Here is a 25,640-nt window from a genome sequence, read left to right on the forward strand (position 1 = left end):
CCCGATACACCAACATATCAGGCTATACGGAGTGATATATTATTCAGACAAAGTACGTTTTTGCTGTTCGAGATCGCGTTCAATTCCTTCACGGACTTCCTGGGGAATTTTCAACGCATCCCCCAGTGCATTCAGGTAACTGCGCTCCATGAAATGGTCAATATCAATAGCCGCACAGCTCAGGAAATAGATCTCCAGCGCCTCTTCTTCGTTGCGAATCCCCTGGGCCAGGCGCTGCGGGTCCAACGGTTGCTCGATTGCCTGTTCGATAAGTACACGCCCCTGCTCTTCAACACCAGCTTCACGCAATTGCTGGTCGATAGCCGCGCGTTCTTTACTATCGATATGACCATCGCTTTTGGCAGCAAAAACCAGGGCCAGGATTAAACGTTCTGTACGTTCATCCAGCGGCGTACTTTGGGTGCCGAATTGCGGTTCGTTCTGATGCGCCGCACGAATTTTATCTTTGTATTTGTTCCACAGCACTGTACCGGCGACCGCTCCGCCGCCAACCAGCAACGCGTTTGTACCGTATTTCGTTAATAGTTTACGTGCTGATTTATTCGCAACCAGCAGTCCTGCCAACCCGCCTAATGCGCCGGGGACTAAAAGTTTGCCCAATCCCTGATCTGTAGACGAAGAGGAAGAACTGCTTTGCCCAAGAAGGGATTGCAGTTGATTTAACCAGTTAGCCATGTTTGCTCCTCAATTCACCATTTTAATGGCAACAGCATAGCGAATGAGGATGTCAGAAAGTGTATGTAGAGACAAAAGATGCGCAAATAATCGGGACAGAAAGCAGTCCTCACAGGAAATTCGCGTCAGGCAAGGTAATTACTGTATATCGGGCGGTAAAGAGGACTTCAGGTGATAGTGGTTTGACGTTTTGAGTGGCATTGTTTGATGCTGATTGCCCGACGCGACGCTGTGGCGTCTTATCAGGCCTACGACTCTGGCGCGTTGTTAGGCGGATAAGGCGCTCGCGCCGCATCCGCCAACGGTCAACCGAATTACCAGAAGCCATTAACGCCGCTGATACTCCGCGATTCCCGCTTTACAGTCCACATGAACCAGATAATGAATATCGGCACTTTTACCGCGTACGGTCAACGGCACTGACCATTTGTCATCTTTACCCTGAATATCCTGCAAACTAACCCACGCCACAGGATCGGCCTGACCGACGATTTTTTGATCGTCGGCCCAACGCGCCACGCGGTTTTGCTGATAATCACGTTTTACACTCGCAGCAATTCCGGCTGCATCCAAACCTTCACATTTTGGGAAAGTTACCGACTTGCTGGTTTCGTTATTGGCAGCAAAAACTGATGCACAGGCGGAAACCAACAACAGCCCCAACAACGCTCCTCTTTTTTTCATGTTTTTCTCCATAGCACAATGATTCAGGAGAAAGCATGGTACAAATTATCAGGAGCGCAAGTTGCTTCAGGCTGCGCGGGTTTCACCTTCCCCATCCGTGTCAGTATCGACTACCTGAGGAGAAGGTAATTTACCGGTTTTCAGAATGGTACTAAGCACATCTTTTTGTTCTGCCAACCACAAAGAAAGCGCTTCACGCTGCTCGTCTTCCATTGTCACCGGAGAATTAGCCAACCATGTGTCGAGTAGATCCGCTGTATCGAGCATTTTGTCATAAGCATCGGCTTCCTTTTTGCTGGTAAACGACATCTTCTCTTCGCCCTCACGAATGACTACGTATTTAACTTCAACCGCCATTTGCAGCCTCTCATCATAACTGTAATTTTATACAGTATATTTCTTTTCAGCCGAGAAATCAACGCAAGCAATCAAGCAATAAAGACACACGCAAACGTTTTCGTTTATACTTCACGCGGAATTAATCAGGGGATATTCGTTATGACGTTATTAGGCACTGCGCTGCGTCCGGCAGCAACTCGCGTGATGTTATTAGGTTCCGGTGAACTGGGTAAAGAAGTGGCGATTGAATGCCAACGACTCGGCGTAGAGGTGATTGCGGTCGATCGCTATGCCGACGCGCCCGCCATGCATGTCGCCCACCGCGCCCATGTCATTAATATGCTGGATGGCGACGCATTGCGCCGTGTGGTTGAACTGGAAAAACCACATTATATCGTGCCGGAAATCGAAGCTATTGCCACCGATATGCTGATCCAGCTTGAAGAGGAAGGGCTGAATGTTGTCCCCTGCGCGCGTGCAACACAATTGACGATGAACCGCGAAGGTATTCGTCGTCTGGCAGCGGAAGACCTTCAGCTTCCCACTTCAACTTATCGTTTTGCTGATAGCGAAAGTCTTTTCCGCGAGGCGGTCGCCGCCATTGGCTATCCCTGCATTGTTAAACCGGTGATGAGCTCTTCCGGTAAGGGGCAGACGTTTATTCGCTCTGCCGAACAACTGACTCAGGCATGGGAGTACGCCCAGCAAGGCGGCCGCGCCGGAGCGGGCCGTGTGATTGTTGAAGGCGTCGTTAAGTTTGATTTCGAAATTACCCTACTGACCGTCAGCGCGGTGGATGGTGTTCATTTCTGTGCGCCTGTAGGTCATCGCCAGGAAGATGGTGACTATCGTGAATCCTGGCAACCGCAGCAAATGAGTCCACTGGCCCTCGAACGTGCGCAGGAGATTGCCCGCAAGGTGGTGCTTGCACTGGGTGGTTATGGTCTGTTTGGTGTCGAGTTGTTTGTCTGTGGTGATGAGGTGATTTTCAGTGAAGTCTCCCCTCGCCCGCATGACACCGGGATGGTGACGTTAATTTCTCAGGATCTTTCTGAGTTTGCCCTACATGTGCGTGCTTTCCTGGGACTGCCAGTGGGCGGGATTCGCCAGTATGGTCCTGCCGCTTCAGCCGTTATCCTGCCGCAACTGACCAGTCAGAATGTCACGTTTGATAACGTGCAGAGTGCCGTAGGCGCAGGTTTACAGATTCGTTTATTTGGTAAGCCGGAAATTGATGGCAGCCGCCGTCTGGGAGTGGCACTGGCGACCGCAGAGAGTGTTGACGAAGCGATTGAGCGCGCAAAGCACGCTGCGGCACAGGTAAAAGTACAAGGTTAAATCTGACAAAAACACGCTATAAAAATGCCCGATTATCGATCGGGCATTTCAGATTGCTGACAAAGTGCGCATTTTTCATATCAGATGCGGCGTGAACGCCTTATCTGACTTACAAAACCTTATAAATTCAATATATTACGAATCACTCGTAGGCCTGATAAGCATAGCGCATCAGGCAATGTCGCGTTTGTCATCATCCTCAAAAATGCCCGATCCACGATCGGGCATTTTGACTGTTACAGCTTCGCGCCTTCGACTGCTTCACGCGCCAGCTTAGTAATGCGGTCGTAATCGCCCGCTTCCAGCGCATCTGCCGGAACCAGCCAGGAGCCACCAATACACAGTACGCTTTTCAGCGCCAGGTAATCACGGTAGTTAGCCGGAGAAATACCGCCAGTCGGGCAGAAACGCACCTGAGAGAACGGACCCGCAATCGCCTGCAGGGCTTTCACGCCACCGTTAGCTTCTGCCGGGAAGAATTTGAACTCTTTCAGGCCGTAGTCCATACCCAGCATCAGTTCGGAAACAGTGCTGATACCTGGAATCAGAGGAATCGTACCTTCTGTCGCCGCTTTCAGCAGTGGTTCAGTCAGACCTGGGCTGATTGCGAACTGTGCGCCCGCTTCAGTCACTTCTGCCAGTTGCTGCGGATTCAGCACCGTACCGGCACCCACAATCGCTTCCGGTACTTCTTTGGCGATAGCACGGATAGCATCAACTGCACACGCCGTACGCAGAGTCACTTCCAGAACGCGCACCCCACCAGCAACCAACGCTTTTGCCATTGGCACCGCGTGTTCCAGTTTATTTACCACGATAACCGGTACTACCGGGCCGGTGGTCAGGATTGATTCTGCACTTGTTTTCCAGTTTTTCATCAGAGTTTTCTCTCGCCTGATTACAAATTTTGTCGTCTTAAAAAGTGATACAGGTTGCGCCCTGTTCAGCACCGGACAGTTTTTCACGCAAAGCGCTGAATAATTCACGTCCTGTTCCTACGCGTGATGCGCTCAGGTCAGGAATGTGTGGTTCGCGAGCTGCCAGTTCCGCTTCGTCTACCAGCAACGTCAGTTCGCCTGTCTGTCCATTCACACGAATGATGTCTCCATCGCGCACTTTCGCCAGCAACCCGCCATCGTAGGCTTCTGGTGTTACGTGGATAGCTGACGGCACTTTACCTGAAGCACCAGAGAGTCGTCCATCAGTAACTAACGCAATTTTGAAACACCGGTCCAATAATACACCAAGTGGCGGCATGAGTTTATGTAATTCTGGCATTCCGTTCGCTTTTGGTCCCTGATGACGGACAACAACCACACAATCGCGGTCCAGCAAACCTGCTTCAAAGGCCGGCATAACGTCATGCTGGCTCTCAAACACAACAGCAGGCGCTTCAATTATCTGGTTTTCAACCGGCACAGCAGAGGTTTTCATGACGGCACGCCCCAGGTTACCGCTTAACACTTTTGTCCCGCCATGATGAGAGAAAGGTTGTTCGAAGGAAGCTATCACATTGCTGTCGAGTGATTTTTCTGCGCCTTCACGCCAGTCCAGCTCGCCGTTATTCAGCCACGGTTCGAGGGTATAGCGCGAAAGACCAAAGCCTGCCACTGTATTGACATCTTCATGCAACAGACCCGCCTTGAGCAGTTCACGCACCAGAACCGGTACGCCCCCCGCCGCCTGGAAGTGGTTAATATCGGCCGGACCATTTGGATACAAACGCGCCATCAGAGGTACGACATCAGAAAGATCAGAGAAGTCATCCCAGTTAATCTGAATACCCGCCGCACGTGCCATCGCTACCAGGTGCATTGTGTGGTTAGTTGAGCCACCGGTCGCCAGCAACGCAACAATGCCATTCACTACCACTTTCTCGTCGATCATTTTACCGATCGGCATCCATTCATTACCGTTGCCGGTCATGCGTGTAACCTGGCGCGCAGCGGCTGCAGTGAGTGCATCACGCAACGGGGAATCCGGATGAACAAAAGAAGATCCCGGCAGTTGCATTCCCATAAACTCCACCACCATCTGGTTGGTGTTGGCAGTACCGTAGAAAGTACATGTGCCTGGGGCATGATAAGACGCCGCTTCTGACTCCAGCAGCGCCATACGATCCACCTTCCCTTCGGCATAAAGCTGGCGAATACGCACTTTTTCTTTATTTGGCAACCCGCTTGCCATCGGACCAGACGGCACAAACACCGCTGGCAGATGACCGAACGACAGTGCTGCCATCGTCAGCCCTGGGACAATCTTGTCGCACACACCGAGGAACAGCGCGCCATCAAACATGTTATGGGACAGCCCCACCGCCGCAGACATCGCAATGACTTCGCGGCTTAACAGCGACAGTTCCATACCGTCCTGCCCCTGAGTTACACCATCACACATCGCCGGAACACCACCCGCAACCTGACCAACCGCGTTGGCTTCATGCAGTGCTTTACGAATAATCTCCGGATAGTGTTCATAAGGCTGGTGGGCAGAGAGCATGTCGTTGTAGGAGGTGATGATAGCGATATTGTTACGCAACATGCTTTTCAGGGAGGCTTTGTCTTCTGGCTGGCAAGCGGCGAAACCGTGTGCCAGGTTACCACATGCCAACTGCGAACGATGAACGGTCGAGGTTTTCGCTTGTTCTATCCGGGCGAGGTAAGCAGAACGACTTTCGCGCGAACGTTCAATGATTCGATTTGTTACGCGTAACAATTGTGGATTCATAAAGGCTCCTGAAATTGAGTTGTCAGAGCAGGGTGATTCACAACGCGTTTCATTCAGAAGATTTATGAGTGAAACGCCTGTAACCGGAGCTCATAGGGCAGAAACGTTTCAGTCAGTGTAATAAAAAAAGCCCCGCGGGTGAATCCACGCGAGGCCTGAAAGTGTAAAAATTGTTCTACAATCTGTGCAAGATCATGTTACCGGTAAAATAATCCGTAAGGATAAGTCGAGATCTTACTCAAACTCATTCCAGGAGCGGCCATCACGGGTAATCATCGCCACCGAAGCAACCGGTCCCCAGGTTCCGGCCTGATACGGTTTCGGTGCATCGTTGTCCATCGCCCAGGCTTCAGTAATAGAATCCACCCATTTCCACGCTTCTTCCACTTCATCACGACGCACAAACAACGCCTGAATACCGCGCATCGTTTCCAGCAGCAGACGTTCGTAAGCATCAGCCAGATGCGTCTGATTAAATGTTTCTGAATAGCTCAGATCCAGCTTAGTGATTTGCAGGTTATGTTTGTGGTCAAGACCCGGGACTTTATTAAGTACCTGGATATCCACGCCCTCATCGGGTTGCAGACGGATAGTCAGTTTGTTCTGCGGCAGATCCTGCCACGACTCTTTAAACAGATTCAGTTCAGGCGTTTTGAAATAGACCACCACTTCAGAGCATTTAGTCGGCAGACGTTTACCGGTACGCAGGTAGAACGGTACGCCAGCCCAGCGCCAGTTATCAATGTCGACACGGATCGCCACGAAGGTTTCAGTGTTACTGCTTTTGTTCGCGCCCTCTTCTTCCAGATAGCCCGGCACTTTTTTGCCCTGGGCGAAGCCTGCGGTGTATTGCCCGCGTACTGTTTTTTCACGCACATTGGTGCGGTCAATTCGGCGCAATGACTTCAGTACTTTCACTTTTTCATCACGGATGCTGTCGGCGCTCAGGTCAGACGGCGGAGACATCGCAATCATGCAGAGAATTTGTAGCAGGTGGTTCTGGATCATATCGCGCATCTGACCGGCTTTATCAAAATAGCCCCAGCGCCCTTCGATCCCAACCTCTTCTGCCACCGTGATCTCAACATGATCAATAGTGCGATTGTCCCAGTTGTTCACAAACAGGGAGTTAGCAAAACGTAGCGCCAGCAGGTTCAGTACCGTTTCTTTACCCAGATAGTGGTCGATACGGTAAACCTGACACTCCTCGAAGTATTCGCCTACCTGATCGTTGATTTCACGCGAGGTCGCCAGCGACGTCCCCAGCGGTTTCTCCATGACTACGCGCGCTGGTTTGGCGTTCAGTTTTGCCTCGCCCAGCCCTTTGCAGATCGCGCCAAAGGTGCTTGGTGGCATGGCAAAATAGTTAATGGTGATACGATTTTTTTGATCCAGCATCGCGCCGAGACGACCGAATGCAGCCGTATCATTGACGTCAAGATTACAAAAATCCAGACGCGCACTCAGTGTGTCCCATAAACCTTCATCAATGGTTTCTTTCATGAAAGTTTCGAGCGCCTCGCGAACAACTTTTGTATATGCCGCTTTATCCCAGTCAGCACGCCCTACGCCGATAATACGGGTATCCGGGTTGAGCTGACCGGCTTTTTCCAGTTGATACAGGGAAGGCAGCAGTTTACGACGCGCAAGGTCGCCTTTCGCGCCGAAAATGACCAGGTCACAAGCCTGGGCTGTTTGCGTTACCGCCATGTCATTCTCCTTAAGTTAACTAACCCGGTACTTAAGCCTGGGTATACTTGTAATTTTCTTACGGTGCACTGTACTGCTTTTACGAGCTTGCGAAAACTGTAAACGCTTATCCACTCGTGCGATTACGATTAAACCGCGTAAAGTGCAGCAAAACTGATAAAAAAATCATCGTTAATGATGTTTTTTCATTCGAAAAAAATCTGACACCGATCATGTAATGAAAAAAAATGACAACTTTTTTATCCGCTTTTGTCATTAATACGACACACAGGCGTAATATCAGACCAAACTGCATTTCGATTTCTTTCAATGCGGAAATCGTCATTACCGTGAGTCTCTTTACATCATGAATATGCTGGAAAAAATCCAGTCTCAACTGGAACATTTGAGCAAATCAGAACGAAAAGTCGCCGAGGTCATTCTTGCTTCGCCTGACAACGCGATCCATTCGAGTATTGCTGCTCTGGCGCTTGAGGCCAATGTTAGCGAACCAACGGTGAATCGTTTCTGTCGCAGCATGGACACCCGCGGTTTTCCTGATTTTAAACTCCATCTGGCGCAAAGCCTGGCAAATGGCACGCCCTATGTTAATCGCAACGTTAATGAAGATGACAGCGTTGAATCATACACGGGGAAAATATTTGAGTCGGCAATGGCCACGCTCGATCACGTCCGTCACTCGCTGGACAAATCTGCCGTCAACCGTGCTGTCGATCTCCTGACTCAGGCCAAGAAAATCGCCTTTTTCGGTCTGGGCTCTTCGGCTGCCGTCGCCCACGATGCGATGAATAAGTTTTTTCGCTTTAATGTTCCGGTGGTTTACTCCGACGATATCGTGCTGCAGCGCATGAGTTGTATGAATTGTAGCGACGGAGACGTGGTTGTGCTGATTTCTCACACCGGAAGAACCAAAAATCTGGTTGAACTGGCGCAGTTAGCACGGGAAAACGACGCGATGGTGATAGCCCTTACCTCCGCCGGTACACCACTCGCCCGGGAGGCAACGCTGGCAATTACTCTCGACGTACCGGAAGATACTGACATTTATATGCCCATGGTTTCTCGACTTGCGCAGTTGACCGTGATAGATGTGCTGGCAACAGGATTTACTTTGCGACGCGGCACAAAATTCAGAGATAACTTGAAGCGGGTCAAGGAAGCGCTCAAGGAATCGCGCTTTGATAAGCAATTACTTAAATTGAGTGACGATCGGTAAATCGATTATCACTGTTCTATCCTTATACGATATTCGCATGTGTTTAAATTACAACCACAATGGTTTTAATTTATGCGAATTCATGTTCAAGCAACACCTGGTTGTTTCAGTCAACGGAGTATTACATGTCCAGAAGGCTTCGCAGAACCAAAATCGTTACCACGTTAGGCCCGGCTACCGATCGCGATAATAACCTTGAAAAGGTCATCGCAGCGGGCGCAAACGTCGTACGAATGAACTTTTCTCATGGCTCGCCTGAAGACCATAAAATGCGCGCGGATAAAGTTCGTGAAATTGCCGCAAAACTGGGGCGTCATGTGGCTATTCTCGGTGACCTTCAGGGGCCAAAGATTCGCGTATCAACTTTTAAAGAAGGTAAGGTTTTCCTCAATATTGGGGATAAATTCCTGCTGGATGCCAACCTGGGCAAAGGTGAAGGCGATAAAGAAAAAGTCGGTATCGACTATAAAGGTCTACCTGCTGACGTCGTGCCTGGCGACATTCTGCTGCTGGACGACGGTCGAGTGCAGTTAAAAGTGTTGGAAGTTCAGGGCATGAAAGTGTTCACCGAAGTGACCGTCGGCGGCCCTCTTTCCAACAATAAAGGGATCAACAAACTCGGCGGCGGCCTGTCGGCTGAAGCGCTGACCGAGAAAGACAAAGCAGACATTCAAACTGCGGCATTGATTGGCGTAGATTATCTGGCTGTCTCTTTCCCACGCTGCGGCGAAGATCTGAATTATGCTCGTCGTCTGGCGCGCGATGCAGGTTGTGATGCGAAAATTGTCGCCAAAGTTGAACGTGCGGAAGCCGTTTGCAGCCAGGATGCAATGGACGACATTATCCTCGCTTCTGACGTGGTGATGGTCGCACGTGGCGACCTCGGCGTAGAGATTGGCGATCCGGAACTGGTTGGGATTCAGAAAGCGTTGATTCGTCGCGCGCGTCAGCTGAACCGCGCAGTCATTACTGCGACCCAGATGATGGAATCGATGATTACCAACCCGATGCCGACGCGTGCAGAAGTCATGGACGTGGCGAACGCCGTTCTGGATGGTACCGACGCCGTAATGTTGTCTGCGGAAACCGCCGCTGGTCAGTATCCATCTGAAACCGTTGCTGCAATGGCGCGTGTTTGCCTTGGCGCCGAAAAAATCCCGAGCATCAATGTATCTAAACACCGCCTGGACGTTCAGTTCGACAATGTGGAAGAAGCTATCGCGATGTCCGCAATGTACGCAGCTAACCACCTGAAAGGCGTTACCGCGATCATTACCATGACCGAGTCCGGTCGTACCGCTCTGATGACTTCCCGTATCAGCTCCGGTTTGCCGATTTTCGCCATGTCTCGTCATGAACGCACTCTGAACCTGACTGCGCTTTATCGTGGTGTTACGCCGGTCTATTTTGATAGTGCAAATGATGGCGTGGTTGCTGCCAACGAAGCAGTAAATCTGCTGCGCGATAAAGGCTACCTGATGTCTGGTGATCTGGTGATTGTCACCCAGGGCGACGTGATGAGTACCGTGGGTTCTACTAATACCACGCGTATTTTAACGGTAGAGTAAGTTAGTTGCCGGATGCGGCGTAAATGCCATATCCGGCCTACAATGCCGTAATTATTCAATAAATTACGATCAACCTGTAGGCCCGATAAGCATGCGCATAGAATAAATGCGCACTTTACGTTAGACGAGAGCCTCTCCTCGCGAGAGGCTTTTTTTATTTGATGGGATAAAGATCTTTACGCTTATACGGCTGGATTTCACCCGGTTTGCGAGTTTTCAGCAATTTTAAAATCCAGGTGTACTGCTCTGGTCGCGGACCAACAAAAATCTCAACTTCTTCATTCATACGCCGAGCAATGGTAGCGTCATCCGCCTCTAACAGGTCATCCATCGGTGGGCGTACCTGAATCGTCAGACGATGGGTCTTGCCATCATAGATTGGGAACAACGGAACGACACGCGCGCGACACACTTTCATCAGACGACCAATTGCTGGCAGCGTCGCTTTATACGTTGCGAAGAAATCAACAAATTCGCTGTGTTCAGGGCCATGATCCTGATCCGGTAAATAATAGCCCCAGTAGCCCTGACGAACCGACTGGATAAATGGCTTAATGCCATCATTTCGTGCATGCAAACGACCGCCGAAACGACGGCGCACGGTGTTCCAGACATAATCAAAAACCGGATTACCCTGATTATGGAACATCGCTGCCATTTTCTGCCCTTGTGAGGCCATCAACATGGCGGGGATATCAACTGCCCAGCCGTGCGGCACCAGAAAGATAACTTTCTCGTTGTTACGCCGCATCTCTTCGATGATCTCCAGCCCCTGCCAGTCGACGCGAGGTTGGATTTTCTCCGGCCCACGTATCGCCAGTTCAGCCATCATTGCCATCGCCTGAGGCGCGGTGGCAAACATCTCATCAACAATCGCTTCGCGTTCGGCTTCGCTACGTTCTGGAAAGCAGAGAGACAGATTGATCAACGCCCGACGACGTGAGCTTTTGCCCAGTCTTCCGGCCAAACGCCCCAACCGCGCAAGGATGGGATCGCGGAATTTCGCTGGTGTTAAGGCAATACCGGCCATTGCCGCCACGCCCAACCAGGCTCCCCAGTAACGAGGGTGACGAAAGGATTTATCAAACTCAGGAATGTATTCGCTATTATTTTTTTTCGTTTCCATGCTTTTCCAATTTCGGATAAGGCAATAATCAATCTGGTGGTAGTGTAACGGCGCAACTTGCCCCGCACCAAATAAAAAAGCCGGCACTAACTGTGTACCGGCTGCCAACGGGTATTAATTAATCAAATTGTAGCTGCGGTACAATCTCTTTGGCCTTCGCCAGGAATTCGGTACGATCGGCACCGGTCAGCCCTTCAGTACGCGGCAGTTTCGCTGTCAACGGGTTCACGGCCTGCTGGTTAATCCATACTTCATAATGCAGATGTGGCCCAGTTGAACGCCCGGTGTTACCGGAAAGCGCGATACGATCGCCACGCTTCACTTTCTGCCCCGGTTTAACCAGAATCTTACGCAGATGCATATAACGCGTGGTATAGCTACGACCATGACGAATCGCGACATAATAACCTGCTGCGCCACTGCGTTTAGCCACTACCACTTCCCCGTCACCCACCGAAAGCACCGGCGTACCCTGCGGCATGGCGAAATCAACGCCTCTGTGCGGCGCAACGCGAGCGGTTACCGGGTTCAGACGACGCGGGTTAAAGTTAGACGAAATGCGGAACTGTTTTGCCGTCGGGAATCGTAAGAACCCCTTCGCCAGGCCAGTACCGTTACGGTCGTAGAATTTGCCATCTTCAGCGCGAATAGCATAGTAATCTTTGCCTTCTGAACGCAAACGCACGCCCAAAAGTTGGCTTTGTTCACGTTTACCATCAAGCATCTCACGTGACATTAACACCGCAAATTCGTCACCTTTTTTCACTTTGCGGAAGTCCATCTGCCACTGCATCGCTTTAATCACCGCGCTCACTTCAGCACTGGTTAAACCTGCATTTTTGGCGCTGGCAACAAAACTTGTCCCAACGGTTCCTTTCAACAGATTGTTAACCCACTCCCCTTGCTGTATTTCGCTGGTCATTTTAAAACCATTAGCGGCGGTGCGGTCATAGGTACGAGTTTCGCGGCGAGACACTTCCCAGGTCAGACGCTGTAATTCGCCATCAGTGGTTAATGTCCAGGAGAGTTGTTGACCAATTTTCAGGTTACGCAGATCTTTATCAGCAGCAGCAAGTTGGGTGATATCACCCATCTCAATACCATATTGATTTAGGATGCTACTTAACGTATCGCCGGTAGAAACGACATATTCATGAACACCGGCTTCACCAGCGATTTTGTCGTCGAGTTCGTCCTGCGGAATGGCTTCATCTTCTTGCGCGGCTTGATCAATCGGCTCACTGGCCTCAGGTAAGAGAGAACGAATTTCGTTCTGTTCAAGCTCAATGGTTTTGACAATCGGCGAGGCGTCTCGGTGGTAAACATAAGGCCGCCAGACAGCGACGGCCAGTGTAAGAACGGTGAGCGACCCCAACATAACGCGGTGTGGTCGCGGTAAATTATTAAACGCCAGGGCGACAGAGCGGGCTATCTGTTGCACGTAATCACTTCCTCATTAATCTCCTTTCAGGCAGCTCGCGTACTGGTTAGCTAATTGATTCAGGAATTCTGAATAGCTCGTTTTGCCCAGTTTGATATTCGTCCCAAGGGGATCCAACGTTCCCATACGAACGGATATCCCTCGTGCGACGCTTTCGACGACCGCAGGCCTGAACTGTGGCTCAGCAAAAACGCAGGTTGCTTTTTGCTCAACCAACTGTGTTCTTATTTGATGTAAACGCTGCGCGCCAGGTTGAATCTCTGGGTTTACGGTAAAGTGACCAAGCGGTGTCAGTCCGAATTGTTTTTCGAAGTAGCCGTAAGCATCATGAAAAACGAAATAACCTTTTCCCTTAAGCGGCGCGAGCTCGTTACCAATCTGTTTCCTACTTGAAGCTAATTGTGCCTCAAATTCCATCAGGTTGGCGTCAAGTTTGGCTCGACTTTGCGGCATAAGTTCCACTAATTTTCCATGGATTGCAACCGCTGTAGCCCGCGCTATCTCTGGGGAAAGCCAAACATGCATGTTGAAATCGCCGTGATGGTGATCTTCGTCACTTTTTTCCGCGTGGTCGTGATCATCATCAGCGTCGTGAATACTTTTCATCAGCAGCGGTTTTACACTCTCAAGCTGCGCAATGGTTACCTGTTTCGCTTCGGGTAATTTACTCACGGGCTTTTGCATAAACGCTTCCATTTCCGGTCCAACCCAGACAACTAAGTCCGCGTTCTGTAAGCGCTTTACATCAGATGGACGCAGTGAATAATCATGCTCAGAGGCCCCATCAGGAAGCAATACCTCCGTCTCTGTTACCCCATCAGCAATAGCGGAAGCGATGAATCCAACAGGTTTAAGCGAAGCGACAACGGCAGCTTCTGCTACCTGTGTTGCACTGCCCCAGAGAGCAGCAGATAATGCTGCGAAAAGAAGCGTTTTTTTATGTAACATAATGCGACCAATCATCGTAATGAATATAAGAAGTGTGATATTATAACATTTCATGACTACTGCAAGACTAAAATTAACATGACAAGTCTGGTTTCCCTGGAAAATGTCTCGGTTTCATTTGGCCAACGCCGCGTCCTCTCTGATGTGTCGCTGGAACTCAAGCCTGGTAAAATTTTGACCTTACTTGGGCCGAACGGCGCAGGTAAGTCGACACTGGTTCGTGTTGTACTCGGGCTGGTAACACCAGATGAAGGTGTTATCAAGCGCCACGGAAAACTGCGCGTTGGTTATGTGCCGCAGAAGCTGTATCTCGACACCACGTTGCCACTCACCGTAAACCGTTTTTTACGTTTACGTCCCAGAACACATAAGGAAGATATTCTGCCTGCACTAAAACGCGTTCAGGCAGGGCATCTTATTGACGCACCAATGCAAAAGCTCTCTGGCGGTGAAACGCAGCGTGTACTGCTGGCGCGCGCATTGTTAAATCAGCCACAGTTATTAGTTCTGGATGAACCCACCCAGGGCGTGGACGTGAATGGCCAGGTGGCGTTATATGACCTTATTGACCAGTTACGTCGCGAACTGGATTGTGGCGTTTTAATGGTGTCTCACGATCTGCATCTGGTGATGGCAAAAACCGATGAAGTACTTTGCCTGAACCATCACATCTGTTGTTCTGGCACACCAGAAGTCGTTTCCCTGCATCCGGAATTTATTTCGATGTTCGGGCCTCACGGGGCTGAACAGCTGGGTATTTATCGCCATCATCATAATCACCGCCACGATTTACAGGGGCGAATTGTTCTGCGTCGGGGAAGTGATCGCGCATGATTGAATTATTATTTCCCGGTTGGTTAGCCGGGATTATGCTGGCCTGTTCCGCAGGTCCGCTGGGTTCGTTTGTTGTCTGGCGTCGTATGTCTTATTTCGGCGATACGCTGGCTCATGCGTCTTTACTTGGCGTGGCGTTTGGTCTGTTGCTGGACGTAAATCCCTTCTATGCAGTGATTGCCGTTACGCTGCTGCTGGCGGGCGGTCTGGTGTGGCTGGAGAAGCGTCCACAGCTGGCGATCGACACGTTATTAGGAATTATGGCGCACAGTGCCTTGTCGCTGGGGCTGGTCGTTGTCAGTCTGATGTCTAACATTCGCGTTGACTTGATGGCATATCTGTTCGGCGATTTGCTGGCAGTGACGCCGGAAGATCTCATCTCCATTGCGGTTGGCGTGGTCATTGTGGTGGCGATCCTGTTCTGGCAATGGCGCAATTTGCTGTCGATGACCATTAGCCCGGATCTGGCATTTGTCGATGGCGTGAAATTACAGCGCGTGAAATTGCTGTTGATGCTGGTAACAGCATTGACGATTGGTGTGGCAATGAAATTTGTCGGGGCGTTGATTATTACCTCGCTGCTGATCATTCCGGCGGCTACCGCACGTCGTTTCGCCCGTACACCGGAACAGATGGCAGGTGTCGCTGTTTTGGTGGGGATGATTGCTGTAACCGGTGGTTTAACTTTTTCAGCGTTTTACGATACGCCTGCGGGTCCGTCCGTGGTGCTGTGTGCTGCACTGTTGTTTATTTTGAGTATGATGAAAAAACAGGCCAGCTAATTTCGCCTGAACACATTTGTCGGATGCGGCGCAAGCGCCTTATCCGACCTACGGTTCGTTATACATGCCAGGCCTGATAAGACGCGAGCAGCGTCGCATCAGGCACATTGCCTGTGTCGGATGCGGCGCGAGCGCCTTAACTGATCTACGGCATTTCTGGCGGCGTGATGCCAAAGTGGTTCCACGCCCGCACTGTCGCCATACGCCCGCGTGGTGTTCGCTGCAAAAAGCCTTGCTGAATCAAATAAGGCTCCAGCACATCCTCAATGGTTTCACGTTCTTCGCCAATAGCCGCCGCCAGGTTATCCAGACCTACAGGCCCGCCGAAGAACTTGTCAATCACCGCCAGCAATAACTTGCGGTCCATATAATCGAAACCTTCGGCATCGACATTCAGCATATCCAGCGCCTGAGCGGCGATGTCTGCCGAGATGGTGCCATCATGCTTCACTTCGGCAAAATCGCGTACGCGACGCAGCAAACGGTTAGCAATACGTGGTGTACCGCGCGCCCGACGCGCCACTTCCAGCGCGCCATCGTCACTCATCTCAAGCCCCATAAAGCGCGCGCTACGACTGACAATATATTGCAGATCCGGCACTTGATAAAACTCAAGACGCTGCACAATACCGAAACGATCACGTAGGGGGGACGTCAGCGAGCCAGCACGCGTGGTCGCGCCAATAAGAGTGAACGGTGGCAGATCGATTTTAATCGAACGCGCCGCCGGACCTTCACCGATCATAATATCCAGCTGGTAGTCTTCCATTGCCGGATACAACACCTCTTCCACCACAGGCGAAAGACGGTGGATCTCATCAATAAACAACACATCGTGCGGTTCAAGGTTAGTGAGCATCGCCGCCAGATCGCCCGCCTTTTCCAGCACCGGACCGGAAGTCGTGCGTAAATTAACGCCCATTTCATTGGCGACAATGTTGGCAAGCGTAGTTTTACCTAAACCCGGAGGGCCAAAAATCAACAGATGATCGAGGGCATCGCCGCGCAGTTTCGCCGCTTTGATGAAAATCTCCATCTGCGAACGGACCTGCGGCTGACCAACATACTCTTCCAGTAATTTGGGGCGAATGGCGCGATCTGCTACATCTTCCGGCAAAGTCGTACCGGCAGAAATCAGACGGTCTGCTTCAATCATCCTTTACCTCATAACGCGGCGCGCAGGGCTTCGCGAATTAATGTTTCACTGCTGGCATCAGGACGAGCAATTTTGCTCACCATGCGGCTGGCTTCTTGTGGTTTATAGCCCAGCGCCACCAGCGCAGCAACCGCTTCCTGTTCAGCATCGTCGGTCGCCGGGCTGGCAGGCGACGTGAGTACCAGATCGGCGGCTGGCGTAAAGAGATCGCCGTGCAAACCTTTAAATCGGTCTTTCATTTCGACAATCAAACGCTCGGCGGTTTTTTTGCCAATGCCCGGCAGTTTCACCAGTGCCCCCAGTTCTTCACGCTCAACCGCATTAACAAACTGCTGCGCCGACATTCCAGACAAGATAGCCAATGCCAGTTTTGGCCCAACACCGTTAGTTTTGATCAACTCTTTAAACAGCGTACGCTCTTGCTTATTGTTAAAACCGTACAGTAGTTGCGCATCTTCACGCACCACAAAGTGTGTGAAAACAATCGCTTCCTGCCCTGCTTCCGGGAGTTCATAAAAACAGGTCATCGGCATATGCACTTCATAGCCTACGCCGCCTACTTCAAGTAACACCAGCGGGGGTTGTTTTTCCAGAATAATGCCTCTGAGTCTGCCTATCACATGACGCTCCTGCGCAATGAATCAAACATAATGCTGTATGATAAAAAAATGCTGGATAGATATCCAGCGAAGGATGAAGAAAACTTGCGAGGCGTCTCGATTAACTGAAAAATGGCGCAGTATAATTCATTCGCCAGGTTATATTTAAAATAGATATTTAGTGTATAAAACCATAAAAAAATGAATTTCTCCGCTCCTGCAAAAAAATTTGTGGTATTAAGTATATTCATATTTATTTCAATGGAATGACAAAGTGAATATTAATTACCTTGCTGAATATGAAGTTGGAGATATCGTCTTTACATGTATAGGTGCTGCCTTATTTGGTCAAATATCAGCTGCATCAAATTGCTGGAGTAATCACGTCGGGATCATTATTGGTCACGACGGCGAGGATTTTCTGGTCGCAGAAAGCCGAGTTCCTCTTTCGACCATAACCACCCTCTCCCACTTTATTAAACGTTCGTCAAACCAACGCTACGCCGTAAAAAGATTAGGCGCCGGATTAACAGAACAGCAAAAACAACGTCTGGTTGAACAGGTTCCCTCCCGGCTACGCAAACTCTACCACACCGGTTTTAAATACGAATCTTCCCACCAGTTCTGTTCAAAATTCGTTTTTGATATTTATAAAGAGGCGCTATGTATTCCGGTGGGTGAAATAGAGACGTTTGGAGAACTGCTCAACAGCAATCCGAATGCAAAACTCACTTTCTGGAAATTCTGGTTCTTAGGTTCGATTCCGTGGGAGCGTAAAACCGTCACGCCAGCCAGTTTGTGGCATCATCCGGGTCTGGTGTTGATTCATGCGGAGGGAGTAGAAACGCCTCAGCCCGAACTGACCGAGGCGGTATAACTTAACGCAGTCGCCCTCTCGCCAGGTTTAGTCGCGATTCGCTCATCTGCATCGCATTCTGACTAACGTGGCAGTGGGTGATGGCAATCGCCAGCGCATCGGCGGCATCCGCCTGTGGATTAGCGGGCAGTTTCAGCAAGGTGCGGACCATGTGCTGCACCTGGCTTTTTTCAGCGCTACCAATGCCCACCACAGTTTGCTTCACCTGACGCGCAGCATATTCAAACACCGGCAATTCCTGATTCACCGCTGCCACAATCGCCACGCCGCGTGCCTGCCCCAGTTTCAGGGCAGAGTCGGCGTTCTTCGCCATAAAGACTTGTTCGATTGCGAAATAATCGGGCTGGAACTGGGTGATGATTTCCGTCACGCCCGCATAGATGAGCTTCAGACGAGACGGTAAATCATCCACTTTGGTGCGTATGCATCCACTGCCCAGGTAGGACAGTTGCCTGCCCACCTGACGGATAACACCGTAGCCGGTAACGCGCGAACCCGGGTCAATACCGAGAATAATAGACATCACGCGTCTCCATTTTGTTGTTTAGCCGGCCTCATCAGAGGGTCGCTGCAACCTCATCAGAGATCTCACCGTTATGGTAAACTTCCTGCACGTCGTCACAGTCTTCCAGCATATCGATTAAACGCATCAGTTTCGGTGCAGTTTCTGCATCCATATCGGCTTTGGTTGACGGGATCATGGAAACTTCTGCGCTGTCTGCTTTCAGACCTGCCGCTTCCAGAGCATCACGTACTTTACCCATCTCTTCCCATGCAGTGTAGACGTCGATTGCGCCGTCATCATAGGTCACAACGTCTTCTGCACCTGCTTCCAGCGCAGCTTCCATGATGGTGTCTTCGTCGCCTTTCTCGAAGGAGATCACACCTTTTTTGCTGAACAGATAGGCTACAGAGCCATCAGTACCCAGGTTACCGCCACATTTGCTGAATGCGTGACGTACTTCAGCAACGGTACGGTTACGGTTGTCGGACAGACATTCAATCATGATTGCAGTGCCGCCAGGACCGTAACCTTCGTAGATGATGGTTTCCATGTTCGCATCATCATCACCGCCCACGCCACGTGCAATAGCACGGTTCAGTGTGTCACGGGTCATGTTGTTAGACAGTGCTTTATCAATGGCTGCACGCAGACGCGGGTTGGCATCCGGATCGCCACCACCCAGTTTAGCTGCGGTCACCAGCTCACGAATGATTTTAGTGAAGATTTTACCGCGCTTTGCATCCTGCGCAGCTTTACGATGTCTGGTGTTGGCCCATTTACTATGACCTGCCATAAAAATATCTCCAAATAGCCCTGCCTGTTCAGGCAGCGTTAATTACATACTCTTCAATCGCCTGCCGATTGCTCCAGGACATGGTGAGCGCCGCCGCAGCAGGCGCATCAAGCCACTTGTAAGCCAGATGTTCAGTGAAGACTACCTGGCGCTCGTGCGGTAGCGCAAGGCAGAACCATGATTCCGTATTACGCGTCACGCCTGGCGCATAGCGATGACGTAAATGTGAAAAAATTTCAAACTCCACCGTGCGCTGACAGTCAATTAAGGTCAGTTGTTCAGCGACAACATCAATGGTGACCTCTTCCTTTACTTCGCGCATGGCAGCTTGCGACGCGGTTTCCCCTTCTTCCACACTGCCGGTTACCGACTGCCAGAAATCGGGGTCATCACGCCGCTGCAACATCAGCACCCGTTTCGTATCTTGTGCATAGATGACCACCAGTACAGAAACGGGACGCTTATACACTTTATCCTTCACGCTGCCTCTTCGTTGACTGCCTTCGCTCATCCCATTCACATAGTTATCTATGCTCATGGGAGTTCACTCAGTTGCCGCCTCGATGCACCGCAAATGATTTCGTGTATTTTATTCATATCAATTATTCTCAGCCTTCTTTACAACCTGAATGCTCAGTTCAGCCAGTGCAGTCGGGTTGGCAAAGCTCGGTGCTTCAGTCATCAGACATGCTGCCGCCGTTGTTTTCGGGAAGGCGATAACGTCACGGATGTTGTCGGTACCGGTCAGCAACATAGTCAGACGGTCAAGGCCGAATGCCAGACCTGCGTGCGGTGGGGTACCGTATTTCAGAGCGTCGAGCAGGAAGCCAAATTTCTCGCGCTGTTCCTCTTCGGTGATACCCAGAATGCCAAACACCGTCTGCTGCATATCACCATTATGGATACGCACAGAACCACCGCCCACTTCGTAACCATTGATGACCATATCGTAAGCGTTCGCCACCGCATTTTCTGGCGCAGCATTCAGTTCGGCTGCAGTCATATCTTTCGGTGCGGTGAACGGATGGTGCATTGCCGTCAGGCCGCCTTCACCGTCGTCTTCAAACATCGGGAAGTCGATAACCCACAGCGGTGCCCATTTGCTTTCGTCGGTCAGCGCGAGATCTTTACCCACTTTCAAACGCAGTGCGCCCATCGCGTCGGCAACAATTTTCTTGTTGTCAGCACCGAAGAAAATCATATCGCCATCTTGCGCGGCGGTACGATCCAGAATGGCTTCGATGATTTCCGCATTGAGGAATTTTGCGACCGGGCTGTTGATACCGTCCAGACCTTTCGCGCGTTCGTTGACTTTGATGTAAGCCAGACCTTTCGCGCCATAGATCTTAACGAAGTTACCGTATTCGTCGATCTGTTTACGGGTCAGCGATGCGCCGCCCGGAACGCGCAGAGCCGCTACGCGACCTTTCGGATCGTTCGCCGGACCTGCGAATACCGCAAATTCAACGGATTTCAGCAGATCAGCAACATCAGTCAGTTCCATCGGGTTACGCAGGTCCGGTTTGTCGGAGCCGTAACGGCGTTCAGCTTCCGCAAAGGTCATTACCGGGAAATCGCCCAGATCAACGCCTTTCACTTCCAGCCACAGATGACGCACCAGCGCTTCCATGACTTCACGCACTTGCGGCGCGGTCATGAAGGAAGTTTCCACATCGATCTGAGTAAATTCGGGCTGACGGTCAGCGCGCAGGTCTTCGTCACGGAAGCATTTGACTATCTGATAGTAACGGTCAAAACCAGACATCATCAGCAACTGTTTGAACAGCTGCGGAGACTGCGGCAGCGCGTAGAATTTACCTTTGTGCACACGAGAAGGCACCAGGTAGTCACGCGCACCTTCCGGCGTGGCTTTAGTCAGCATCGGAGTTTCGATGTCGAGGAAGCCGTGGTCATCCATAAAACGGCGCACCAGGCTGGTGATTTTCGCACGGGTTTTCAGGCGTTGAGCCATTTCCGGGCGACGCAGGTCAAGATAGCGGTATTTCAGACGCGCTTCTTCAGTGTTGACGTGGTTGGAGTCAAGCGGCAGAACGTCTGCACGGTTGATGATGGTCAGCGAGGACGCCAGCACTTCGATTTCGCCAGTCGCCATATCGCGGTTGATATTTTTTTCGTCACGCGCACGTACGGTGCCCGTGACCTGAATGCAGAACTCATTACGCAGTTCAGAGGCCAGCTTTAACGCGTCCGCACGATCCGGATCGAAAAATACCTGCACGATACCTTCGCGGTCGCGCATATCGATAAAGATCAGGCTACCAAGATCACGACGACGGTTGACCCAACCACACAGAGTCACCTGCTGCCCCACGTGGGACAAACGGAGCTGTCCACAATATTCTGTACGCATGAGATATCCCTTAACTTAGCTGCCGGCGGATGTCCCCTGCTGCGCAGGTGACCTAAGTCGCAGCGTTAGCTGTATGTCACAACTGAATGAAAAAAGGCGGCTATTATACTGGAAATTCTGCCGCACCGTAAGAGTCTGGCCCGCTCTGGAACGACTCGTTACCACTTTATATCAGGCCAGGAATCAGACTCTACCCTTGTTTGCTATAAAGGTGTTGCCCCAACACATAAAAATTAACAAAATTTGTCGTTCTGCCATCGGCTAATCGCATTAAGGTGAGAGGCTCGGTTTTGTTTTATCTGGAGTCATCATGCTTGAACTGAATACTAAAACCACTGCGCTGGTAGTGATTGATTTACAGGAAGGCATCTTGCCTTTTGCCGGTGGTCCGCATACTGCTGAAGATGTCGTGAATCGCGCGGGAAAACTGGCAGCGAAATTTCGCGCGAGCGGTCAGCCTGTGTTTCTCGTGCGCGTCGGCTGGTCTGCCGATTACGCCGAAGCATTAAAACAGCCGGTTGATGCCCCCGCGCCTGCCAGAACGTTGCCGGAAAACTGGTGGCAACATCCTGCAGCATTAGGTGCAACTGACAGCGATATTGAAATCATCAAACGTCAATGGGGTGCGTTTTACGGTACGGATCTGGAGTTGCAATTACGCCGCCGGGGTATCGATACAATAGTGTTATGTGGGATCTCAACCAATATCGGCGTTGAGTCCACCGCCCGTAACGCGTGGGAGTTAGGGTTTAATCTGGTGATTGCTGAAGACGCCTGTAGCGCTGCCACTACCGAACAGCACAACAACAGCATCAACCATATCTACCCGCGCATCGCCCGCGTGCGTCGCGTGGAAGAGATCCTCAACGCGTTATGATTTACATCGGTCTGCCGCAATGGTCGCATCCAAAATGGGTGCGATTAGGGATCTCCAGCCTGGAAGAGTACGCCCGCCATTTTAATTGTGTGGAGGGAAACACCACCCTTTATGCTCTGCCAAAGCCAGAAGTGGTTCTGCGCTGGCGCGAGCAGACCAGCGATGATTTCCGCTTCTGTTTTAAATTTCCGGCAACCATTTCGCACCAGGCGGCGTTACGGCATTGCGATGACTTAGTTGTGGAATTTTTAACCCGCATGTCACCGTTAGCGCCGCGCATTGGGCAATACTGGCTGCAACTGCCCGCCACGTTTGGTCCACGGGATCTGCCAACTCTTTGGCACTTTCTCGATTCTCTTCCTGGCGAATTTACCTATGGTGTGGAAGTCCGCCATCCGCAGTTTTTCACTAAAGGCGAGGAAGAACAAACGCTTAATCGCGGCTTGCATCAGCGCGGCGTTAATCGGGTGATTTTAGACAGTCGTCCGGTTCATGCAGCGCGTCCGCATAATGAAGCCATTCGCGACGCGCAACGGAAAAAGCCCAAAGTTCCGGTTCATGCCGTATTAACGGCGACAAACCCGCTAATCCGTTTTATCGGCAGCGATGATATGGCGCACAATCGGGAATTATTTCAGGTCTGGTTACAAAAATTAGCGCAGTGGCGCCAGACCACTACGCCTTATCTTTTTCTGCATACGCCAGATATCGCCCATGCACCAGAACTGGTACATACCCTGTGGGAAGACTTACGTAAGACTCTTCCAGAGATCGGAGCAGTCCCGGCTATTCCACAGCAATCTTCTCTTTTCTGAAATTGCCACCTATCATAGACAGGAGCCATCGGCCATTTTAAAGGGAGTTTGTATGGTAAGCGCGCTGTATGCCGTTTTAGGTGCGTTGTTATTAATGAAGTTCTCTTTTGATGTTGTTCGTCTGCGAATGCAGTATCGCGTTGCCTATGGCGACGGCGGTTTTAGCGAACTACAAAGCGCTATTCGTATTCATGGCAATGCGGTGGAATATATTCCCATCGCGATTGTATTGATGCTATTTATGGAAATGAATGGTGCTGAAACCTGGATGGTGCATATTTGCGGCATCGTTTTGCTTGCAGGTCGTCTGATGCATTATTACGGTTTCCATCACCGTCTGTTTCGCTGGCGACGTTCCGGCATGAGCGCCACGTGGTGTGCGCTGTTGCTGATGGTGCTGGCGAATCTTTGGTATATGCCCTGGGAGTTGGTTTTCTCCCTGCGTTAGCGCACAATACGCCACTTTCTTTTTCCCGGATTTTTACGTTATGTCTCACCGCGACACGCTATTTTCTGCTCCTATCGCCAGACTGGGCGACTGGACCTTTGATGAACGGGTAGCTGAAGTCTTCCCGGATATGATCCAACGTTCCGTTCCCGGCTACTCCAATATTATTTCAATGATTGGTATGTTAGCTGAACGCTTCGTTCAACCGGGTACGCAGATTTACGATCTGGGCTGTTCTCTGGGCGCGGCGACGCTCTCTGTGCGTCGTAACATTCATCATGATAATTGTAAAATTATCGCCATCGACAATTCCCCGGCAATGATTGAACGCTGCCGCCGTCATATCGACGCCTATAAAGCGCCTACGCCTGTTGACGTTATTGAAGGTGATATTCGTGATATTGCCATTGAAAACGCGTCGATGGTGGTACTGAATTTTACCCTGCAATTCCTGGAACCCGCCGAGCGCCAGGCATTACTGGATAAAATTTATCAAGGGCTGAATCCTGGTGGTGCACTGGTGCTGTCGGAAAAATTCAGTTTCGAAGATGCCAAAGTCGGAGAGCTGCTGTTCAACATGCACCACGACTTTAAACGTGCCAATGGCTACAGTGAGCTGGAGATCAGCCAGAAGCGCAGCATGCTGGAAAACGTAATGCTGACCGATTCCGTCGAAACTCATAAAGCACGCCTGCATCAAGCCGGTTTTGAACATAGCGAGCTATGGTTCCAGTGCTTTAACTTTGGTTCGCTGGTAGCATTAAAAGCAGAGGACGCTGCATGATCGACTTTGGTAACTTTTATTCTCTGATTGCCAAAAATCATCTTTCACACTGGCTGGAGACTCTGCCCGCGCAAATTGCCAGCTGGCAGCGCGAACAGCAGCACGGCCTGTTTAAACAGTGGTCCAATGCGGTTGAATTTCTGCCTGAAATTAAACCGTATCGTCTGGATTTGCTACATAGTGTGACGGCAGAAAGCGAGGAGCCGCTGAGTGCCGGGCAGATTAAACGCATTGAAACACTGATGCGTAACCTGATGCCCTGGCGCAAAGGGCCGTTCTCGCTATATGGCGTCAACATTGATACCGAATGGCGTTCCGACTGGAAATGGGATCGTGTTCTGCCACATCTTTCTGATTTAACCGGGCGCACCATTCTGGATGTTGGTTGCGGCAGCGGCTATCACATGTGGCGCATGATTGGCGCAGGCGCGCATCTGGCGGTGGGAATCGACCCTACGCAACTGTTCCTCTGCCAATTTGAAGCAGTGCGTAAACTGTTGGGTAACGATCAACGCGCGCATCTTTTGCCGCTGGGGATTGAACAACTTCCGGCACTGAAAGCCTTTGATACCGTCTTTTCGATGGGCGTGCTTTACCATCGTCGTTCGCCGCTGGAACATCTGTGGCAGTTGAAAGATCAACTGGTGAATGAGGGTGAACTGGTACTGGAGACGCTTGTTATTGATGGCGACGAAAACACCGTGCTGGTGCCGGGCGACCGTTACGCGCAAATGCGTAATGTCTATTTTATTCCATCAGCACTGGCACTGAAAAACTGGCTGAAGAAGTGCGGGTTTGTCGATATCCGCATTGCAGACATCAGCGTCACGACGACGGAAGAGCAGCGCCGCACCGAGTGGATGGTCACCGAGTCTTTGTCTGATTTTCTCGACTCGCATGATCCGAGTAAAACGGTAGAAGGTTATCCTGCGCCTAAACGCGCGGTGCTGATTGCGCGTAAGCCGTAAAAATTTAGCGCCCGTTTCCGGGCGTTGGGATCGATGAC

General features: G+C 50.8%; 26 protein-coding genes. 11 read left to right on the plus strand and 15 right to left on the minus strand.

Features of this window, described 5'->3' with window-relative positions; genetic code table 11:
- Positions 1–39 precede the first annotated feature (39 nt).
- The 3 genes from H9644_RS04425 to yebG form a co-directional block, all read right to left on the minus strand.
- Positions 40–696 (minus strand): tellurite resistance TerB family protein, encoded by a 657-nt coding sequence (locus tag H9644_RS04425; RefSeq protein WP_064529265.1) that lies wholly within the window; start codon positions 694–696, stop codon positions 40–42.
- A 327-nt stretch (positions 697–1,023) separates the two neighbouring features.
- Complete coding sequence (yebF, locus tag H9644_RS04430) at positions 1,024–1,380, minus strand: protein YebF (RefSeq protein ID WP_191773431.1); 357 nt, start codon at positions 1,378–1,380, stop codon at positions 1,024–1,026.
- 66 nt (positions 1,381–1,446) lie between these two features.
- Positions 1,447–1,737 (minus strand): DNA damage-inducible protein YebG, encoded by a 291-nt coding sequence (gene yebG / locus H9644_RS04435; protein ID WP_191773433.1) that lies wholly within the window; start codon positions 1,735–1,737, stop codon positions 1,447–1,449.
- Between the two features lie 141 nt (positions 1,738–1,878).
- On the opposite strand from yebG, the gene purT reads away from it, so the two are divergent.
- The gene (gene purT / locus H9644_RS04440; protein WP_191773435.1) at positions 1,879–3,057 is read left to right on the plus strand and encodes a formate-dependent phosphoribosylglycinamide formyltransferase; all 1,179 of its coding nucleotides are present in this window, start codon (positions 1,879–1,881) and stop codon (positions 3,055–3,057) included.
- 236 nt (positions 3,058–3,293) lie between these two features.
- Here the strand turns inward: purT and kdgA are convergent, their stop codons facing one another.
- The 3 genes from kdgA to zwf form a co-directional block, all read right to left on the minus strand.
- A complete protein-coding gene (gene kdgA, locus H9644_RS04445) occupies positions 3,294–3,935 on the minus strand; it encodes a bifunctional 4-hydroxy-2-oxoglutarate aldolase/2-dehydro-3-deoxy-phosphogluconate aldolase (RefSeq protein WP_064529269.1) in 642 nt (213 codons plus the stop codon).
- A gap of 37 nt (positions 3,936–3,972) precedes the next feature.
- Positions 3,973–5,784 (minus strand): phosphogluconate dehydratase, encoded by a 1,812-nt coding sequence (edd, locus tag H9644_RS04450; RefSeq protein WP_064529270.1) that lies wholly within the window; start codon positions 5,782–5,784, stop codon positions 3,973–3,975.
- Positions 5,785–6,018: 234 nt separating this feature from the next.
- Positions 6,019–7,494, minus strand: coding sequence for a glucose-6-phosphate dehydrogenase (gene zwf / locus H9644_RS04455; protein ID WP_064529271.1), 1,476 nt, complete (start codon positions 7,492–7,494; stop codon positions 6,019–6,021).
- 346 nt (positions 7,495–7,840) lie between these two features.
- Between zwf and hexR the strand changes: the two genes are divergently transcribed.
- Together hexR and pyk are read left to right on the plus strand one after the other, a co-directional pair.
- Entirely contained in the window at positions 7,841–8,710 is an 870-nt protein-coding gene (gene hexR / locus H9644_RS04460; RefSeq protein ID WP_105289041.1) for a DNA-binding transcriptional regulator HexR, read from the plus strand.
- Between the two features lie 125 nt (positions 8,711–8,835).
- A complete protein-coding gene (gene pyk, locus H9644_RS04465; protein ID WP_000091159.1) occupies positions 8,836–10,278 on the plus strand; it encodes a pyruvate kinase in 1,443 nt (480 codons plus the stop codon).
- Positions 10,279–10,432: 154 nt separating this feature from the next.
- On the opposite strand, the gene lpxM is transcribed toward pyk, so the two are convergent.
- From lpxM to znuA, 3 genes are all read right to left on the minus strand, one after another.
- Positions 10,433–11,404, minus strand: a complete 972-nt coding sequence (gene lpxM, locus H9644_RS04470) for a lauroyl-Kdo(2)-lipid IV(A) myristoyltransferase (protein WP_064529365.1) — start codon at positions 11,402–11,404, stop codon at positions 10,433–10,435.
- 118 nt (positions 11,405–11,522) lie between these two features.
- Positions 11,523–12,845, minus strand: a complete 1,323-nt coding sequence (mepM, locus tag H9644_RS04475) for a murein DD-endopeptidase MepM (protein ID WP_191773437.1) — start codon at positions 12,843–12,845, stop codon at positions 11,523–11,525.
- Positions 12,846–12,860: 15 nt separating this feature from the next.
- A complete protein-coding gene (gene znuA / locus H9644_RS04480; protein WP_191773680.1) occupies positions 12,861–13,793 on the minus strand; it encodes a zinc ABC transporter substrate-binding protein ZnuA in 933 nt (310 codons plus the stop codon).
- A gap of 78 nt (positions 13,794–13,871) precedes the next feature.
- On the opposite strand from znuA, the gene znuC reads away from it, so the two are divergent.
- Positions 13,872–14,627 (plus strand): zinc ABC transporter ATP-binding protein ZnuC, encoded by a 756-nt coding sequence (znuC, locus tag H9644_RS04485; protein WP_191773440.1) that lies wholly within the window; start codon positions 13,872–13,874, stop codon positions 14,625–14,627.
- The gene (gene znuB / locus H9644_RS04490; RefSeq protein ID WP_191773442.1) at positions 14,624–15,409 is read left to right on the plus strand and encodes a zinc ABC transporter permease subunit ZnuB; all 786 of its coding nucleotides are present in this window, start codon (positions 14,624–14,626) and stop codon (positions 15,407–15,409) included. The genes znuC and znuB overlap by 4 nt, the downstream gene beginning before the upstream one ends.
- 145 nt (positions 15,410–15,554) lie before the next feature.
- Here znuB and ruvB read toward each other — a convergent pair whose 3' ends face one another.
- Positions 15,555–16,565, minus strand: coding sequence for a Holliday junction branch migration DNA helicase RuvB (gene ruvB / locus H9644_RS04495; protein ID WP_000568522.1), 1,011 nt, complete (start codon positions 16,563–16,565; stop codon positions 15,555–15,557).
- An 8-nt stretch (positions 16,566–16,573) separates the two neighbouring features.
- Complete coding sequence (gene ruvA / locus H9644_RS04500; RefSeq protein ID WP_000580341.1) at positions 16,574–17,185, minus strand: Holliday junction branch migration protein RuvA; 612 nt, start codon at positions 17,183–17,185, stop codon at positions 16,574–16,576.
- 253 nt (positions 17,186–17,438) lie between these two features.
- Here ruvA and H9644_RS04505 point away from each other — a divergent pair, with 253 nt between their 5' ends.
- On the plus strand, positions 17,439–18,041 hold the full coding sequence (locus tag H9644_RS04505; RefSeq protein ID WP_191773444.1) for a YebB family permuted papain-like enzyme: 603 nt from the start codon (positions 17,439–17,441) through the stop codon (positions 18,039–18,041).
- Position 18,042: 1 nt separating this feature from the next.
- On the opposite strand, the gene ruvC is transcribed toward H9644_RS04505, so the two are convergent.
- The 4 genes from ruvC to aspS all read right to left on the minus strand — a co-directional run bounded on the left by ruvC (position 18,043) and on the right by aspS (position 21,710).
- Entirely contained in the window at positions 18,043–18,564 is a 522-nt protein-coding gene (gene ruvC, locus H9644_RS04510; RefSeq protein ID WP_010350951.1) for a crossover junction endodeoxyribonuclease RuvC, read from the minus strand.
- Positions 18,565–18,598: 34 nt separating this feature from the next.
- Positions 18,599–19,339: a YebC/PmpR family DNA-binding transcriptional regulator gene (locus tag H9644_RS04515; RefSeq protein WP_000907234.1), complete on the minus strand. Its 741-nt coding sequence runs from the start codon at positions 19,337–19,339 to the stop codon at positions 18,599–18,601.
- A 28-nt stretch (positions 19,340–19,367) separates the two neighbouring features.
- On the minus strand, positions 19,368–19,820 hold the full coding sequence (gene nudB / locus H9644_RS04520; protein ID WP_191773682.1) for a dihydroneopterin triphosphate diphosphatase: 453 nt from the start codon (positions 19,818–19,820) through the stop codon (positions 19,368–19,370).
- Between the two features lie 117 nt (positions 19,821–19,937).
- Positions 19,938–21,710, minus strand: a complete 1,773-nt coding sequence (gene aspS / locus H9644_RS04525; protein ID WP_191773446.1) for an aspartate--tRNA ligase — start codon at positions 21,708–21,710, stop codon at positions 19,938–19,940.
- Positions 21,711–22,020: 310 nt separating this feature from the next.
- On the opposite strand from aspS, the gene H9644_RS04530 reads away from it, so the two are divergent.
- From H9644_RS04530 to cmoB, 5 genes are read left to right on the plus strand one after another with little or no spacing between them, the layout of a single operon-like run.
- Positions 22,021–22,587 carry a hydrolase gene (locus H9644_RS04530; protein ID WP_191773448.1) on the plus strand — a complete coding sequence of 189 codons (567 nt, stop codon included), beginning with the start codon at positions 22,021–22,023 and terminating at the stop codon, positions 22,585–22,587.
- Positions 22,584–23,402: a DUF72 domain-containing protein gene (locus H9644_RS04535; RefSeq protein WP_191773450.1), complete on the plus strand. Its 819-nt coding sequence runs from the start codon at positions 22,584–22,586 to the stop codon at positions 23,400–23,402. The genes H9644_RS04530 and H9644_RS04535 overlap by 4 nt, the downstream gene beginning before the upstream one ends.
- A gap of 52 nt (positions 23,403–23,454) precedes the next feature.
- Positions 23,455–23,850 (plus strand): MAPEG family protein, encoded by a 396-nt coding sequence (locus tag H9644_RS04540; protein WP_000252971.1) that lies wholly within the window; start codon positions 23,455–23,457, stop codon positions 23,848–23,850.
- A 40-nt stretch (positions 23,851–23,890) separates the two neighbouring features.
- Positions 23,891–24,634, plus strand: a complete 744-nt coding sequence (gene cmoA, locus H9644_RS04545) for a carboxy-S-adenosyl-L-methionine synthase CmoA (protein ID WP_064529282.1) — start codon at positions 23,891–23,893, stop codon at positions 24,632–24,634.
- Complete coding sequence (gene cmoB, locus H9644_RS04550) at positions 24,631–25,602, plus strand: tRNA 5-methoxyuridine(34)/uridine 5-oxyacetic acid(34) synthase CmoB (RefSeq protein WP_064529283.1); 972 nt, start codon at positions 24,631–24,633, stop codon at positions 25,600–25,602. Before cmoA ends, cmoB begins: the two co-directional genes overlap by 4 nt.
- Positions 25,603–25,640: the final 38 nt, after the last annotated feature.

The organism is Escherichia whittamii, assembly GCF_014836715.1.
Classification (GTDB): Bacteria; Pseudomonadota; Gammaproteobacteria; order Enterobacterales; family Enterobacteriaceae; genus Escherichia; species Escherichia whittamii.

Excerpts from the sequence above, each read along its gene's own strand:
- H9644_RS04425 (WP_064529265.1), bottom strand. The coding sequence starts at position 696 with ATGGCTAACTGGTTAAATCAACTGCAATCCCTTCTTGGGCAAAGCAGT.
- yebF (WP_191773431.1), bottom strand. The coding sequence starts at position 1,380 with ATGAAAAAAAGAGGAGCGTTGTTGGGGCTGTTGTTGGTTTCCGCCTGT.
- yebG (WP_191773433.1), bottom strand. The coding sequence starts at position 1,737 with ATGGCGGTTGAAGTTAAATACGTAGTCATTCGTGAGGGCGAAGAGAAG.
- purT (WP_191773435.1), top strand. The coding sequence starts at position 1,879 with ATGACGTTATTAGGCACTGCGCTGCGTCCGGCAGCAACTCGCGTGATG.
- kdgA (WP_064529269.1), bottom strand. The coding sequence starts at position 3,935 with ATGAAAAACTGGAAAACAAGTGCAGAATCAATCCTGACCACCGGCCCG.
- edd (WP_064529270.1), bottom strand. The coding sequence starts at position 5,784 with ATGAATCCACAATTGTTACGCGTAACAAATCGAATCATTGAACGTTCG.
- zwf (WP_064529271.1), bottom strand. The coding sequence starts at position 7,494 with ATGGCGGTAACGCAAACAGCCCAGGCTTGTGACCTGGTCATTTTCGGC.
- hexR (WP_105289041.1), top strand. The coding sequence starts at position 7,841 with ATGAATATGCTGGAAAAAATCCAGTCTCAACTGGAACATTTGAGCAAA.
- pyk (WP_000091159.1), top strand. The coding sequence starts at position 8,836 with ATGTCCAGAAGGCTTCGCAGAACCAAAATCGTTACCACGTTAGGCCCG.
- lpxM (WP_064529365.1), bottom strand. The coding sequence starts at position 11,404 with ATGGAAACGAAAAAAAATAATAGCGAATACATTCCTGAGTTTGATAAA.
- znuA (WP_191773680.1), bottom strand. The coding sequence starts at position 13,793 with ATGTTACATAAAAAAACGCTTCTTTTCGCAGCATTATCTGCTGCTCTC.
- znuC (WP_191773440.1), top strand. The coding sequence starts at position 13,872 with ATGACAAGTCTGGTTTCCCTGGAAAATGTCTCGGTTTCATTTGGCCAA.
- znuB (WP_191773442.1), top strand. The coding sequence starts at position 14,624 with ATGATTGAATTATTATTTCCCGGTTGGTTAGCCGGGATTATGCTGGCC.
- ruvB (WP_000568522.1), bottom strand. The coding sequence starts at position 16,565 with ATGATTGAAGCAGACCGTCTGATTTCTGCCGGTACGACTTTGCCGGAA.
- ruvC (WP_010350951.1), bottom strand. The coding sequence starts at position 18,564 with ATGTCTATTATTCTCGGTATTGACCCGGGTTCGCGCGTTACCGGCTAC.
- H9644_RS04515 (WP_000907234.1), bottom strand. The coding sequence starts at position 19,339 with ATGGCAGGTCATAGTAAATGGGCCAACACCAGACATCGTAAAGCTGCG.
- aspS (WP_191773446.1), bottom strand. The coding sequence starts at position 21,710 with ATGCGTACAGAATATTGTGGACAGCTCCGTTTGTCCCACGTGGGGCAG.
- H9644_RS04530 (WP_191773448.1), top strand. The coding sequence starts at position 22,021 with ATGCTTGAACTGAATACTAAAACCACTGCGCTGGTAGTGATTGATTTA.
- H9644_RS04535 (WP_191773450.1), top strand. The coding sequence starts at position 22,584 with ATGATTTACATCGGTCTGCCGCAATGGTCGCATCCAAAATGGGTGCGA.
- H9644_RS04540 (WP_000252971.1), top strand. The coding sequence starts at position 23,455 with ATGGTAAGCGCGCTGTATGCCGTTTTAGGTGCGTTGTTATTAATGAAG.
- cmoA (WP_064529282.1), top strand. The coding sequence starts at position 23,891 with ATGTCTCACCGCGACACGCTATTTTCTGCTCCTATCGCCAGACTGGGC.
- cmoB (WP_064529283.1), top strand. The coding sequence starts at position 24,631 with ATGATCGACTTTGGTAACTTTTATTCTCTGATTGCCAAAAATCATCTT.